This window comes from Bradyrhizobium sp. LLZ17 (assembly GCF_041200145.1).
In the GTDB taxonomy this organism is placed as follows: domain Bacteria; phylum Pseudomonadota; class Alphaproteobacteria; order Rhizobiales; family Xanthobacteraceae; genus Bradyrhizobium.
Genome location: NZ_CP165734.1, coordinates 278128 through 292310 on the forward strand (window position 1 = coordinate 278128; position 14183 = coordinate 292310).

Sequence of the window (14183 nt, forward strand, 5' to 3'; positions counted from 1 at the left end):
ACTGCGGCGCACGAGCGGACGGAATATTGCTGCGACCACGGCTGCAAGAGATTGGCTCTGCAGCCCAACCAGAGAGAGTAGAACATGGATAAGCAGCAGCGCGATGTTACCGAGCTTGAATTGACGCTTGAAGACCTGAACGAAGTGAACGGCGGCGTTCGAAATAATCAGACCGAAGCCTGGGCCGCCTTTGCAGGGGGGATCCTTAAAGGTTTTATTGAGGCTGGTGGCCACCCGTCCTGCCAGTTCGGTTAGTGATCACAAAAAGAGGCCGCCTCAGTTGGCGGCCTCATTCATTTGAACACGTCGTTCTCTTCGTCGTCCTGATCGGAAGAATCTCTTTGTCGAGTTCAAGATTCTTAATCAGCTGCTCGATGCTGCTTCGCAGTTAACGGGTTCTTAACGGAGCTGTTCCGGGGAGTGGCCTGTTTCGCATTTGCGAGTGGCCCATTTCGGCGCGCGCCAAAATCCGGAAAAGAACATATTGCGAACCAAGAACAAATAGGGTACATTGCTTTTATCGACGAGCTGCCTCGCCAATCGTTTGTCCCTCAGCCGAATCCTCGCCATAAGGAGCACGACCCGATGTCCACCACTGCCCTGCGTATCGTCGAAGGATCTTCCATGGACAAGAGTAAAGCTCTCGCCGCCGCGCTCTCCCAGATCGAGCGCCAGTTCGGCAAGGGCTCGGTGATGAAGCTCGGCAAGAACGACCGTTCGATGGATGTCGAGTCGATTTCCTCGGGCTCGCTGGGGCTCGATATTGCGCTTGGGATCGGCGGACTGCCGAAGGGGCGTGTCGTCGAGATTTATGGGCCGGAATCCTCGGGCAAGACCACGCTGGCGCTGCATACGGTGGCGGAAGGGCAGAAGAAGGGTGGCATCTGCGCCTTCATCGATGCCGAGCACGCGCTCGACCCGGTCTACGCGCGCAAGCTGGGCGTCAATATCGACGAGCTTCTGATTTCGCAGCCCGACACCGGCGAGCAGGCGCTGGAAATCTGCGACACGCTGGTTCGCTCCGGCGCGGTCGATGTGCTGGTGATCGATTCGGTCGCGGCCCTGGTGCCGAAGGCCGAGCTCGAGGGCGAGATGGGCGATGCGCTGCCGGGCCTCCAGGCGCGGCTGATGAGCCAGGCGCTGCGCAAGCTGACCGCCTCGATCAACAAGTCCAACACCATGGTCATCTTCATCAACCAGATCCGGATGAAGATCGGCGTGATGTACGGCTCGCCGGAAACCACCACCGGCGGCAATGCGCTGAAATTCTACGCCTCGATCCGTCTCGACATCCGCCGCATCGGCGCGATCAAGGAGCGTGACGAGGTGGTCGGCAACACCACGCGCGTGAAGGTGGTGAAGAACAAGCTGGCGCCGCCGTTCAAGCAAGTCGAATTCGACATCATGTACGGCGAGGGCGTCTCCAAGATGGGCGAGATCCTCGATCTCGGCGTCAAGGCCGGCATCGTCGAGAAGTCCGGCGCCTGGTTCTCCTACGATAGTCAGCGCCTCGGTCAGGGCCGCGAGAACTCGAAAGCGTTCCTCAAGGCCAACCCCGACATCACCGCCAAGATCGAGACCGCGATCCGCCAGAACTCCGGCCTCATCGCCGAGCAGATTCTCGCCGGCAGCCCCGAGCGCGACGCCGATGGCGAGGAGCCGGCGGACGAGTAAAGCCTAAACACGAAGAGTGTTTCGCGAGGAGCGGGCGCTGAGGACGTTGAGTTGCCGACGTCGTCAGTGCCCGTTTCGTTTTGGCGGCTGGACCCAAATACATTCTCAGGCTGCATTGTGATGGTGGCCAAGTCTAGGCTTGGCTGATGCTTGCTAGCGCCGGTTCGTAGTCAAGGGAGCAGCCTATGCTTGTTGTTCAAACGCGGCACGCCAAAGCGCACGCGCAAATATTCGATCCTGATGGGGATCGTTCTATTGGGAATTGGTTCGATAGCCGGGATCGGCGTACTTCTCACACTGCGCTGGGATTCCCTCCCGAAGAAAAAGTAGAATCAATCGGGAAGAAAGTAGGACCGATCAGGGAGAGGGGCATGTCCCATTTGATTCTGACGACAAATGACCTTGCACCACTTCAATTGCAGCCGACGCGTTTGGCGAACGTTGTCCTTGGATTCTCTGTTCGCTTCGTCATGGACCGGCTGCCGTCCGAGGAACAGCTCATGATGGGGCTGGAGCCGCGATCGGCAAAGTACGGCAATGTCGGCGATCACTAGCTCGACGACGCTCGGCGGTGCTGGCTGAAAGATTTCGGTACACGGGATAGTGGCCTTTTCGGGCTCTGCGAAAAATTCGATTCGATTGCATTGTGGATCGATCCTCAGCCCAACGATCAACTCGTGCTTGTCTGGTTGCTCAACCTCCTTCGCCCGCACAAGGAAATCACGACGAAGCTCAGCCTGGTGCACACGGATGACGTCGTCGCGAATTATCGTGCGGAATCGTTGGCGAAATGGAAGCTGCCGGTGTTCAAAGTCACGGACGATCACGTGGCGCTGGCGAGTCGCGCCTGGAACGCCTGGCGTGCCCCGACACCTCAGTCCTGTTTCGATCTGCTGATGGAGGATTTGACGATGCTGCCGCGATTGCGGTCGGCTCTTATCGCCCTGTTCGAGGAGATGCCTGACGTATCAACAGGTCTTGGCGCGAGCGAAATGGCGATGCTCGGCTCCATCCAAGACGGGTGCACCGATCCTCAAGTGGCGCGGATGGCGGCGCGGCACCAAGAGGTCTTTGATGAGCGCGAGGCCGGCGAATTGCTGGACGATTTGGCACAGTGTCCAGCGCCGCTGATTTTCGGGCTGGGCGAGGCGCCGTTCGAAAAGGATGAAGTCGCTCGTCATCATCGCTACAGGAAGAGTCAGGTTGGTTTGACTGAGCTGGGGCGAGCGGTTGTCGCCGGCGAGGACGATTTCTGCCGCCACAACCTGATCGACCGCTGGTGGGGCGGCACGCACCTGACCAATGGACGGCTCTGACGCTGGGACCGCGAAGGCCGTTCGCTGGTTGCGCCGTAGATACGCATCAGAACTGTAGGGTTGGCAAAGGCGCGCTCTTCGCGCGCCGTGCCCACCATCTTTCCGCGAGTGTTGCAGCAATGGTGAGCACGCGTTCGCTCTTCGAGCTACGGCGGACAAGCCGCTTTGCCCACCCTACGAAACCTTCGTCTGGTCCTACTCCGCTGCCTCCGCATAATCGCTCACCGGTGGGCACGAGCACACCAGATTGCGGTCGCCGTAGACGTTGTCGACGCGGCCGACCGGGCTCCAGTATTTGTCGGTGCGCGAACTCCCCGCGGGGAAGCAGCCCTCAGCGCGGGTGTAGGCGCGGGCCCAGCTGTCGTCGGCGATGTCGTGCACCGTGTGCGGGGCGTGACGCAGCGGCGATGCTTCGATCTTGAAGCGGCCGGCCTCGACCTCGGCGATCTCCTTCCGGATCGCGATCATGGCGTCGCAGAAACGATCCAGTTCCGCTTTGGACTCCGATTCGGTCGGCTCGATCATCAACGTGCCCGGCACCGGAAAGCTCATGGTGGGCGCGTGGAAGCCGTAGTCGATCAGGCGCTTTGCGATGTCGTCGACGGTGACGCCGGACGTCGTCTTGAGCGCGCGGGGATCGACGATGCATTCATGCGCGACGCGGCCCGTTTCGTTCTTGTAGAGCACCGGGAAGTGCGCATCGAGACGCGCGGCGATGTAGTTGGCGTTGAGGATCGCGATCTCGGTCGCGCGCTTCAAGCCGTCGCCGCCCATCATCAAGATGTAGATGTAGGATATGGTGAGGATCGAAGCCGAGCCGAACGGCGCGGCCGAGACCGGGCCGACTGCCGCATCCGCTTTCGCCAAGCGATGGCGATTTTCGGGGTGTCCGGGCAGGAACGGCGCGAGATGCGCCTTCACGCCGATCGGACCCATGCCCGGGCCGCCGCCGCCATGCGGGATGCAGAAGGTCTTGTGCAGGTTGAGATGGCTGACATCGGCGCCGTAATCGCCGGGCCTGGACAGGCCGACCTGCGCGTTGAGGTTGGCGCCGTCGAGATAGACCTGACCGCCATGGCCATGGACGATCTCGCAGATCTCGCGAATGTGCTCCTCGAACACGCCATGGGTCGAGGGATAGGTGATCATGACCGCGGCGAGATCGGTCGAATGCTTCTCCGCCTTCGCCCTGAGATCATTGACGTCGACGTCGCCGTTCTTTTCGCAGGCGACCACCACCACGTCCATGCCGACCATCGCGGCCGAGGCCGGATTGGTGCCGTGGGCCGAGGAGGGGATCAGGCAGATCTTGCGATGCGCCTCGCCGCGCGCGGCATGATAGCCGCGAATGGCCAGAAGCCCGGCATACTCGCCTTGCGCGCCTGAATTCGGCTGGAGCGAGATCGCGTGATAACCGGTGATGTCGCACAGCCATTTTTCCAGCCGCGCGAACAACGCATGATAGCCGCGTGCCTGCTCGTGCGGCGCGAACGGATGCAGCGAGCCGAATTCCGGCCAAGTCAGCGGCATCATCTCGGTGGTCGCGTTCAGCTTCATGGTGCAGGATCCCAGCGGAATCATCGCGCGATCGAGTGCGAGATCGCGGTCGCTGAGTTTGCGCATGTAGCGCAGCATCTCGGTCTCCGAGCGATGCGCGTGGAACACCGGATGGGTGAGGAAGGAGGTACCGCGCTTCAGCGTCTCCGGCAGCGCCTCGCGCGTGGTGGCGTCGATCTCGGCGTAAGCGAGCGTACCGCCGAAGGCGCGCCAGACCGCTTCGACCGTCGCCGGCGTCGTGGTCTCGTCGAGCGCAATGCGCAATGTGCCATCGCCGAGACCGAGATTGATCTTCTCGGCGGCCGCGCGCGCGACAATCTCGTCACGCTTGCCGCCGGCGTCGACCGTCACGGTGTCAAAGAAGCTATCGGACTGTAGCGCGAAGCCGAGCTTGCGCAGGCCGGCCGCGAGCACGGCCGTGCGGCGATGGGTATTGCGCGCGATCTGCGAGAGGCCTTCGGGCCCGTGATAGACCGCGTACATCGAGGCGATCGCTGCGAGCAGCACCTGCGCGGTGCAGATGTTGGAGGTCGCCTTCTCGCGGCGGATGTGCTGCTCGCGGGTCTGGAGCGCGAGGCGATAGGCCGGCATCCCGCGCGAATCCACGGAGAGGCCGACGATGCGGCCCGGCAGCGAGCGCTTCAGCGCATCGCGGACCGCCATATAGGCCGCGTGCGGCCCGCCATAGCCCATTGGCACGCCAAAGCGTTGCGCCGAGCCGATCGCGATGTCGGCCCCGAGCTCGCCGGGCGAGGCGAGCAGTGTCAGCGCCAGCAGGTCGGCGGCAATGATCGCGAGCGCGCCCTTGGCGTGCAATGTCGCGATCGCGGGCCTGGAGATCGCGCACGGCGCCCGACGAGCCCGGATATTGCAGCAGCGCACCCAGCACGTCGGTCTTGTCGAGATCGGTGAGGGGATCGCCGACGATCAGGGACCACCCCAGGGGCTCCGCGCGGGTGCGCATCACCGCGAGCGTCTGCGGATGCACGTCCTTGTCGACGAAGAAGGCTTTCGCTTCGACCCGCGAATGCCGCTCCGCGAGGGCCATGGCCTCTGCCGCGGCGGTCGCCTCGTCGAGCAGCGAGGCGTTGGCGACGTCGAGCCCGGTGAGGTCGCAGATCATGGTCTGGAAGTTGAGCAGCGCCTCCAGCCGGCCCTGGCTGATCTCGGGCTGATAGGGCGTGTACGCCGTGTACCAGGCCGGATTTTCCAGGACGTTGCGCTGGATCACCGCGGGCAAAATCGTGCCGGAATAGCCTTGGCCGATCAGCGAGGTGAAGACCTGATTGTCGCGCGCTAGCTCGGCCATGTGCGCAATTGCCTCGGTCTCGCTCAAGGGCTTGCCGAGATCGAGCGGCGCGGCCTGCCGAATCGAGGCCGGCAGCGTTTCCGCCATCAGCGCGTCGACGCTTTTGGCGCCGACCGTCTCCAGCATCGCGGCGACGTCGCGCGCCGACGGACCGATATGGCGGCGAACGAAACTGGCGGTGTCGCCGTTGGATTTGCGGTGCGCGGTCATCATGGGTCCTCGCTTTAGATCATCTGTCGCCGTCATGCCGCGCCTTGTGCGTACTTGCGCACTGGAGCGGGGCATCCAGTACACGCAGGCGCTTCGGCTAGGGCCGATGGGCCGCGGCGTACTGGATCGCCCGCCTGCGCGGGCGATGACACCGAATATGAGGTCAGAGTTCGCTTCATCTCACGCCGTGTGCGCCTTGTAGGCGGCTTCATCCATGAGGCCGCCGAGCTCGCTCTTGTCGGCAATCTTGATCTTGAAGAACCACGCCTTGCCTTGCGCGTCCGTGTTCACTAGCGCCGGCTCGCTCGCGAGCTCGGGGTTGGTCTCGAGCACCTCGCCGGTCACAGGCGCGTAGACGTCGGACGCGGCCTTGACCGATTCCACCACGGCGGCGGCTTCCGCCTTCTTCAGCGTGCGGCCGATCTTGGGCAACTCGACGAACACGACGTCGCCGAGCTGCGACTGCGCGTAGTCGGTGATCCCGACGGTGGCGACATCGCCCTCGATGGCCAGCCATTCATGGTCGGAGGTGTACAGCATCGCGGTCATTGTCTCAGTCCTCAGCGTTTGTAGGTGTTTTTCACGAAGGGCATGGCGGCGACGGTGAGCGGCAGGCGCTGGCCGCGCACCTCGGCGAACAGTTTGGTGTCGAGCGCCCTCAGGCTTGCGGGCACATAGCCCATCGCCACCGGCGCGTTCAGGCTCGGGCCGAAACCGCCCGACGTGACCTTTCCGATCGGCTCGCTTGATGTCGCATCTGCAAACAGCAGCGCGCCCTCGCGCACGGGCGCGCGGCCTTCGGTGCGCAGGCCGACGCGGCGGCGGCTCGCGCCCTGGTCGAAATGCGCGAGAATCTTTTCCGCACCGGGAAAGCCGCCGGCGCGGGCGCCGCCGCTGCGGCGGCTCTTCTGCACCGACCATTCCAGCGCGGCCTCGACCGGCGTGGTCGTGATGTCGATGTCGTGGCCGTAAAGGCAGAGCCCGGCCTCGAGCCGCAGGCTGTCTCGTGCGCCCAGCCCGATCGGCAGCACGTCGGGATTGTCGAGCAGCGTCTTGGCGAGGCGCTCGGCGTCGGCTGCGGGAACCGAAATTTCAAAACCGTCCTCGCCGGTGTAGCCGGAGCGCGACACGAAACAGTCGATGCCGGCAACCTTGTGCGGCCCGGCATCCATGAACTTCATGCCGGGCGCATCTGCACACAATTTCGCCAGCGCCGATTCCGCCTTCGGCCCCTGCAGCGCGACGAGTGCACGGTCGGCCAGCGAATCGATGATGCAGTCGTCCGAGAGATGCGCGCGCAGATGCGCCTCGTCCGCGGCCTTGCAGGCGGCATTGACGACCAAGAACAGGTGATCGCCGAAATTGGCGACCATCAGATCGTCCAGAATGCCGCCATCCGCATTGGTGAACTGGGCGTAGCGCTGCCGCGCGGGCACAACCGCGACGATGTCTTGCGGCACCAGCCGCTCCAGCGCGCGGGCGGCGTCCTCGACGTTGCCCGACTTCGGCCTGAGCGCGATTTGGCCCATATGGGATACGTCGAACAGGCCGGCCGAGCTGCGGGTGTGCAGATGCTCTTTCAGGACACCGGCGGGATATTGCACGGGCATGTCATAGCCCGCGAACGGCACCATCTTGCCGCCGAGCGACACGTGCAGGCCGTGAAGGGGCGTACGTTTGAGGGTCTTGGTCGTCGCGCGCAAGCATCACAGGGGCCCTCGGCGGTTCCCCGGGGAGGATTCCCCGATGGACACCAGTCGAAGCCCCATCTGTCGCTGTGCCTGAGAGTATTATCCCGTCGGCGGACGTCGTCCGGGTCTTAAGCCCGTCGGCGCCTCTTTCCAGATGCTGTCAAAGCCACGCGGTCCTTTTGCCTGAGAGTTTCCGGGGCGGTTGCTCCTTCGGCGCCGGCTACCAGTGCCGGTCTCTCCCGACGTGGCCGTACGATACAGATGGGTACAGACCACAGCCCGGCCAAGCCTGTCAACGCGCAGCTGGCGGCTTTCAACTGGGATTGCAACCGGATTGCGCGGCTGCGGCAACCCTCTGATCTCTCTGCACAGTTTCTGGACAGCGAAGCTGGCCTTGTCTAAAAGCGCTTCTGTCCGCAGATATCAGCCCAAACTTGCGGTTTGGATGGCGTGTTGGCGGGCCCAAGCACACCCGATTGGATGAACATGAGCGGCGTCAACGAGATCAGGTCGACCTTTCTGAACTTCTTTGCCGAGAACGGGCACGAGATCGTGTCGTCCTCGCCGTTGGTGCCGCGCAACGACCCGACGTTGATGTTCACCAATGCCGGCATGGTGCAGTTCAAGAACGTCTTCACCGGAGTCGAGAAGCGCCCCTATCAGCGCGCCACCACCTCGCAGAAATGCGTGCGCGCCGGCGGCAAGCACAACGACCTCGACAATGTCGGCTACACCGCGCGCCATCTCACCTTCTTCGAGATGCTCGGCAACTTCTCGTTCGGCGATTATTTCAAGGAGCGCGCGATCGAGCTGGCCTGGACGCTGATCACCAGGGAATTCGGGCTCAACAAAGACAAGCTGCTCGTCACCGTCTATCACACCGACGACGAGGCGGCCGGCCTCTGGAAGAAGATCGCGGGCTTTTCCGACGACCGCATCATCCGCATCCCGACCTCGGACAATTTCTGGGCGATGGGCGACACCGGCCCGTGCGGGCCATGCTCGGAGATATTCATCGATCGCGGCGAGCACATCTGGGGCGGACCTCCGGGCTCACCGGAAGAGGACGGCGACCGCTTCCTCGAATTCTGGAATTTGGTGTTCATGCAATACGAGCAGGTGACGAAGGAGGAGCGCGTGCCGCTGCCGCGTCCCTCGATCGACACCGGCATGGGCCTGGAGCGCATGGCCTGCATCATGCAGGGCGTCGACAGCGTGTTCGAGACCGATCTGTTCCGTCACCTCATCGATGCGACGGCGTCCGCGCTCGGCAGCGGACCGGACGAGAAGACCCTGGCCTCGTTCCGCGTCATCGCCGACCATTTACGCTCCTCGGCCTTCCTCGTCGCCGACGGCGTGCTGCCTTCGAACGAGGGGCGCGGCTATGTGCTGCGCCGGATCATGCGCCGCGCGATGCGGCATGCGCAGCTGCTCGGCGCCAAGGAGCCGCTGATGCATCGCCTGGTCTGGGCGCTGGTGCGCGAGATGGGCCAGGCCTATCCCGATCTGATGCGCGCGGAGAATCTGATCGAGGAAACGCTGCGGCTGGAAGAGACCCGCTTCCGCAAGACGCTGACGCGCGGCCTTGCCATCCTCGATGAGAAGAGCGCTTCGTTGAAGAAGGGCGACATGTTCGACGGCGATGTCGCCTTCACGCTCTACGATACCTACGGCTTCCCGCTGGACCTGACGCAGGACGCGCTGAAGTCGCGCGGCATCGGCGTCGACCAGGCTTCCTTCACCGACGCGATGGAGCGTCAGAAGGCGAAGGCGCGCGCGTCCTGGGCCGGCTCGGGCGAGGCGGCGAGCGAGGCGATCTGGTTCCCGCTGCGTGAGAAGCTCGGGGCCACCGAATTTCTGGGTTACGAGACCGAGAGCGCCGAAGGCGTCGTTGCCGCGCTGGTCAAGGACGGCAAGGAAACCGACAGCCTCAAGGCCGGCGAGACCGGGGCGCTGCTGCTGAACCAGACGCCGTTCTACGCGGAGTCCGGCGGCCAGGTCGGCGATACCGGCGTGCTGACAGGCGAGGGCGGGATCAAATTCCGCGTCACCGACACGCAGAAGAAGCTCGGCGATCTCTTCGTCCACATCGGCACGTTAGAGAGCGGCGAGCTGAAGCTCGGCACCGCACTGCAGCTCGAAGTGGATCACGGCAGGCGCTCGTCGATCCGCGCGCACCACTCGGCGACGCATCTCATTCATGAGGCGCTGCGCCAGGTGCTCGGCGATCACATCGCCCAGCGCGGTTCGATGGTCGCGCCGGATCGTTTACGTTTCGACTTCGTGCATCCGAAGCCGATCACGGCGGAGGAGCTCGCCCGCGTCGAGGACATTGCCAACGACGTGGTGCTGGAGAACGACGAGGTCACCACCCGCGTCATGGGCGTGGACGAAGCCCGCGAAGCCGGCGCGCGTGCGTTGTTCGGCGAGAAATATGGCGACGAGGTTCGCGTCGTCTCGATGGGCCGGACCGCGCGCGAGCGCGGCGCCAATGCGCTCGGCTGGTCGGTCGAGCTCTGCGGCGGCACCCATGTGAGGCGCACCGGCGATATCGGCCTGATCACGTTGACGGGCGAGAGCGCGGTTGCCTCCGGCGTCCGCCGCATCGAGGCGCTGACGGGCAACTATGCGCGCAGGCACGCCAACGACACCATGGCGCTGGCAAAGACCGCAGCGAACGAGTTGCGCACCTCGATCGACGACGTACCGGGGCGCATTGCCGCGCTGATGGACGAGCGCAAGAAGCTCGAGCGCGAACTCTCCGACGCCCGCAAGAAGCTGGCGATGGGCGGCGGTGCGTCTTCGAGCAACGGCGCGGCCGCTGGCGTGCGTGAGGTTGGCGACGTCAAGCTGATGGCGCGCGCGGTCGAGGGCATCGAGATGAAGGATCTCAAGAGCCTGGCCGACGACGGCAAGAAGCAGATCGGCTCCGGCGTGGTCGCGATCGTCGGCGTCACCGAGGACGGCAAGGCCGGCGTGGTGGTCGGCGTCACCGCGGACCTCACCGCGCGCTTCAACGCGGTCAATCTGGTGCGCGTTGCCTCCGAAGCACTCGGCGGCAAGGGTGGTGGCGGCCGGCCCGACATGGCGCAGGCCGGCGGTCCCGACGGAGCCAAGGCGGCGGCGGCGTTGTCGGCCATCGAAAAAGCCATGATCGGCGCCTGAGGCCGTGGGCCTCGTTCCGCGAGGACGTGGCTTGCGCGATCCCAATTTGAGGGATCGCCTCTACGAATTGCTGGAGCACGATCCGCTGGCCTACTCGGTCGGGTCGCGCTTCATCCAGCTCGTCATCGCCGTCATCGTGCTCGACGTGGTCGCGATGATCCTCGCTTCGGTGCCGGAGTTGGACGCGCAATTCGGCGCGCTGTTCGCGGGCATCACCATCTTGTCCATCGTCGTGTTTGCGCTCGAATACGCCGCACGGATGTGGACGGTGGCGGGCCACACCCAGCGCAAGACCTCAGCGCTCGCCGACCGGCTGTCTTACGCTTTCTCCGCGCTCGGCATCATCGATCTCCTCGCGTTCCTGCCGGCCGCGATCGTGCTCGCCACGGGCCGGCATGCGACGCTGGCCGCGCTCGGCGTGCTGCCGTTCTTCAAGCTGGTCCGCTACTCGCCGGCGATGCGGTCGCTGCTCGCCGCCGTCCATGCCGAGCGGCGGGCGCTGATCGGCTGCATCGTCATCCTGATCGGCGCGGTCCTGACGTTTGCCTCGCTGCTCTATGCCATCGAGCGCGACGTGCAGCCGGACAAGCTCGGCACCATTCCGCAAGCGATGTGGTGGGCGATCGTGACGCTCGGCACCGTCGGCTATGGCGACGTCGTGCCGGTGACGGCGCTCGGAAAGTTCATCTCCGTGTTCACCATCATCAGCGGCTTTGCCATGATTGCGCTGCCGGTGGCGATCATCTCCACCGCCTTTGCCGAGGAAGTGAAGCGGCGCGATTTCGTCGTCACCTGGGGCATGCTGGCGCGGGTGCCGCTGTTCTCGCACCTTTCGGCCTCCGAGATCGCCGACATCATGCGGCTGCTGCGGGCGCGCACCATCGAACAGGGCGAGATATTGGTGCGCCGTGGCGACGCCGCCTCGTCGATGTATTTCATCACCGCCGGCGAGGTCGAGATCGCGCTGCCGAACCAGCATGTGCGGCTCGCGGACGGCACCTTCTTCGGTGAGATCGCGCTGCTGCACAAAACCAAGCGCAGCGGCACGGTGACGGCGACGCGCAAGACGCGGCTGCTGGTGCTCGACGCGCAGGATTTTCACGCCCTGATCGCGCGCATGCCGACGCTGGCCGCGCATGTCCACAAGACCGCGAAAGCGCGGATCGAGGAGAGCGGCGATGTTGCGGCGGCAGAACTCGCGCAAGGCGAGCGCGAGGGCACGGATCGCTGATCGGTCAGCCCTTTTTCAGGAAGACATACTCGGCCGAGTAGGGCACGCTTTTGAACTCGCCGGCCTTGTCGCAGGCGCCCTCGAGCTTGCCGCCGTGGGTGTTGATGCGCTGGACGGTGGTGACCGGCGTCAACACGCCGCTGCCGCGGCGGGAGGCGACCTCCAGCTTCAGCCAGGCGATATCGGCGGCGGATGCGCCCGGTGCATTGCCGACAACCTTGCCCACGACCGCGCTGCCGTCGGCGTGCTCCCAGTTCGGCCCGGCGTAGTGCCGGCCGATCGTCTTGCCTTCATTGAGCAGCGTGGCGATCGGCTCGCGAAAAGTCCAGGCGAGCTTGCCGTCGGCGCCGGCCTTGCATTCATAGACCTGCGCGCCCTCGGCATGGACGCTGAGCACGACGCTCTCGCCGGGGGCGGCGATGGCGTCGGGGAGCGCGTCGGCGGCGAACGCGGAGGTGCTGGTCAGTGCGAAGGCTGCGAACGCAAGGCGCTTGAGTGTCGGCATGATATTTCCTTCGCCCTAGGTCTCGTCATTGCGAGGAGCCCGCGACAAAATTGCAGAGCAATTTTTGCGCTGGCGACGAAGCAATCCAAACTATTTCCGGGGAGGGATTCTGGATTGCTTCGCTGCGCTCGCAATGACGGGGTGAGAGCTGGCTTACGCCAGCGCCTTCTCCAGATTCTGCGCGACCTTGTCGAGGAAGCCGGTGGTCGAGAGCCAGCGCTGGTCGGCGCCGACCAGGAGCGCGAGGTCCTTGGTCATGTAGCCTTCCTCGACGGTATCGACGCAGACCTTCTCCAGCGTGTTCGCGAACTTGGCGAGCTCGGCGTTGTTGTCGAGCTTGGCGCGGTGGGCGAGGCCACGCGTCCAGGCGAAGATCGACGCGATCGAGTTGGTCGAGGTCTCCTTGCCCTTCTGGTGCTCGCGATAGTGGCGGGTCACGGTGCCGTGGGCGGCTTCGGCTTCCACCGTTTTGCCGTCGGGGGTGAGGAGGACCGAGGTCATCAGGCCGAGCGAGCCGTAGCCCTGCGCGACGGTGTCGGACTGCACGTCGCCGTCGTAGTTCTTGCAGGCCCAGACGTAGCCGCCGGACCATTTCAGCGCCGAGGCCACCATGTCGTCGATCAGGCGGTGCTCGTAGGTCAGGCCCTTGGCCTCGAATTCCTTTTTGAATTCGCGGTCGTAGATGTCCTGGAAGATGTCCTTGAAGCGGCCGTCATAGACCTTGAGAATCGTGTTCTTGGTCGAGAGATAGACGGGGTAGTTGCGCAGCAGTCCGTAGTTGAGCGAGGCGCGGGCGAAGTCGACGATGGAATCGTCGAGATTGTACATCTCCATCGCGACGCCGGCGCCGGGCGCCTTGAACACTTCCTTCTCGATCACCGTGCCGTCCTCGCCGACGAACTTCATCGACAGCGTGCCCTTGCCCGGGAACTTGATGTCGGTGGCGCGGTACTGGTCGCCATAGGCGTGGCGGCCGATGATGATCGGCTTGGTCCAGCCGGGAACCAGGCGCGGCACGTTCTTGCAGATGATCGGCTCGCGGAAGATGCAGCCGCCAAGGATGTTGCGGATGGTGCCGTTCGGCGACTTCCACATTTGCTTGAGGCCGAACTCCTTCACCCGGGCTTCGTCCGGGGTGATGGTGGCGCACTTGACGCCGACGCCGACCTTCTTGATGGCTTCGGCGGCATCAATGGTGACCTGATCGTTGGTCTGGTCGCGGTACTCCATCCCCAGGTCGAAATACATCAGCTCGACATCGAGGAACGGGTTAATCAGCTTGTCCTTGATGTACTGCCAGATGATCCGGGTCATCTCGTCGCCATCGAGCTCGACGACGGGATTGGATACCTTGATTTTTGCCATGATCGGGGAAGCCCTCTTGGGAACGGCGCCTTTTGGCGGCCGCGGTGGAAATCTCCCGCGCTATAGCACCGCCCGTTGGCGGGCGGAAGCGGACCATTTATGCACTTTCAGCCCATCTTTGCGCCGAGAACCGCCATTCCGAACAGGTCGGAATGACGGC

At 64.1% G+C, this 14183-nt stretch carries 10 protein-coding genes, 1 pseudogene and 1 riboswitch; of the genes and pseudogenes, 6 read left to right on the forward strand and 5 right to left on the reverse strand.

What is annotated here, in order from left to right:
- Nucleotides 1-84 precede the first annotated feature (84 nt).
- From AB8Z38_RS01295 to AB8Z38_RS01310, 4 genes are all read left to right on the forward strand, one after another.
- Nucleotides 85-255: a hypothetical protein gene (locus tag AB8Z38_RS01295; RefSeq protein WP_369722707.1), complete on the forward strand. Its 171-nt coding sequence runs from the start codon at nt 85-87 to the stop codon at nt 253-255.
- 330 nt (nt 256-585) lie between these two features.
- Complete coding sequence (recA, locus tag AB8Z38_RS01300) at nt 586-1674, forward strand: recombinase RecA (protein WP_369722708.1); 1089 nt, start codon at nt 586-588, stop codon at nt 1672-1674.
- Nucleotides 1675-1859: 185 nt separating this feature from the next.
- On the forward strand, nt 1860-2228 hold the full coding sequence (locus tag AB8Z38_RS01305) for a hypothetical protein (protein WP_369722709.1): 369 nt from the start codon (nt 1860-1862) through the stop codon (nt 2226-2228).
- Between the two features lie 90 nt (nt 2229-2318).
- On the forward strand, nt 2319-2990 hold the full coding sequence (locus tag AB8Z38_RS01310) for a hypothetical protein (protein WP_369722710.1): 672 nt from the start codon (nt 2319-2321) through the stop codon (nt 2988-2990).
- Between the two features lie 195 nt (nt 2991-3185).
- Here AB8Z38_RS01310 and gcvP read toward each other — a convergent pair.
- The 3 genes and pseudogenes from gcvP to gcvT form a co-directional block, all read right to left on the reverse strand.
- Nucleotides 3186-6066 (reverse strand): annotated as a pseudogene (gene gcvP, locus AB8Z38_RS01315) (aminomethyl-transferring glycine dehydrogenase).
- Nucleotides 6067-6246: 180 nt separating this feature from the next.
- Nucleotides 6247-6615: a glycine cleavage system protein GcvH gene (gene gcvH, locus AB8Z38_RS01320; protein WP_369722711.1), complete on the reverse strand. Its 369-nt coding sequence runs from the start codon at nt 6613-6615 to the stop codon at nt 6247-6249.
- 11 nt (nt 6616-6626) lie between these two features.
- Nucleotides 6627-7700, reverse strand: coding sequence for a glycine cleavage system aminomethyltransferase GcvT (gcvT, locus tag AB8Z38_RS01325; RefSeq protein ID WP_369726717.1), 1074 nt, complete (start codon nt 7698-7700; stop codon nt 6627-6629).
- A 219-nt stretch (nt 7701-7919) separates the two neighbouring features.
- Nucleotides 7920-8009: riboswitch (glycine riboswitch) on the reverse strand.
- Nucleotides 8010-8243: 234 nt separating this feature from the next.
- Between gcvT and alaS the strand changes: the two genes are divergently transcribed.
- Together alaS and AB8Z38_RS01335 are read left to right on the forward strand one after the other, a co-directional pair.
- Nucleotides 8244-10922 carry an alanine--tRNA ligase gene (alaS, locus tag AB8Z38_RS01330; protein ID WP_369722712.1) on the forward strand — a complete coding sequence of 893 codons (2679 nt, stop codon included), beginning with the start codon at nt 8244-8246 and terminating at the stop codon, nt 10920-10922.
- Between the two features lie 4 nt (nt 10923-10926).
- Nucleotides 10927-12153: a cyclic nucleotide-gated ion channel gene (locus AB8Z38_RS01335; protein WP_369722713.1), complete on the forward strand. Its 1227-nt coding sequence runs from the start codon at nt 10927-10929 to the stop codon at nt 12151-12153.
- A gap of 4 nt (nt 12154-12157) precedes the next feature.
- Here AB8Z38_RS01335 and AB8Z38_RS01340 read toward each other — a convergent pair whose 3' ends face one another.
- Nucleotides 12158-12658: a DUF3455 domain-containing protein gene (locus AB8Z38_RS01340; RefSeq protein ID WP_369722714.1), complete on the reverse strand. Its 501-nt coding sequence runs from the start codon at nt 12656-12658 to the stop codon at nt 12158-12160.
- A gap of 153 nt (nt 12659-12811) precedes the next feature.
- The gene (locus tag AB8Z38_RS01345; RefSeq protein ID WP_369722715.1) at nt 12812-14023 is read right to left on the reverse strand and encodes an NADP-dependent isocitrate dehydrogenase; all 1212 of its coding nucleotides are present in this window, start codon (nt 14021-14023) and stop codon (nt 12812-12814) included.
- Between the last annotated feature and the right edge of the window lie 160 nt (nt 14024-14183).

What these genes read in the sequence shown, in the direction of transcription:
- AB8Z38_RS01295 (WP_369722707.1), top strand. Translation starts at nt 85, where the DNA reads ATGGATAAGCAGCAGCGCGATGTTACCGAGCTTGAATTGACGCTTGAA.
- recA (WP_369722708.1), top strand. Translation starts at nt 586, where the DNA reads ATGTCCACCACTGCCCTGCGTATCGTCGAAGGATCTTCCATGGACAAG.
- AB8Z38_RS01305 (WP_369722709.1), top strand. Translation starts at nt 1,860, where the DNA reads ATGCTTGTTGTTCAAACGCGGCACGCCAAAGCGCACGCGCAAATATTC.
- gcvH (WP_369722711.1), bottom strand. Translation starts at nt 6,615, where the DNA reads ATGACCGCGATGCTGTACACCTCCGACCATGAATGGCTGGCCATCGAG.
- gcvT (WP_369726717.1), bottom strand. Translation starts at nt 7,700, where the DNA reads ATGGTGCCGTTCGCGGGCTATGACATGCCCGTGCAATATCCCGCCGGT.
- alaS (WP_369722712.1), top strand. Translation starts at nt 8,244, where the DNA reads ATGAGCGGCGTCAACGAGATCAGGTCGACCTTTCTGAACTTCTTTGCC.
- AB8Z38_RS01340 (WP_369722714.1), bottom strand. Translation starts at nt 12,658, where the DNA reads ATGCCGACACTCAAGCGCCTTGCGTTCGCAGCCTTCGCACTGACCAGC.
- AB8Z38_RS01345 (WP_369722715.1), bottom strand. Translation starts at nt 14,023, where the DNA reads ATGGCAAAAATCAAGGTATCCAATCCCGTCGTCGAGCTCGATGGCGAC.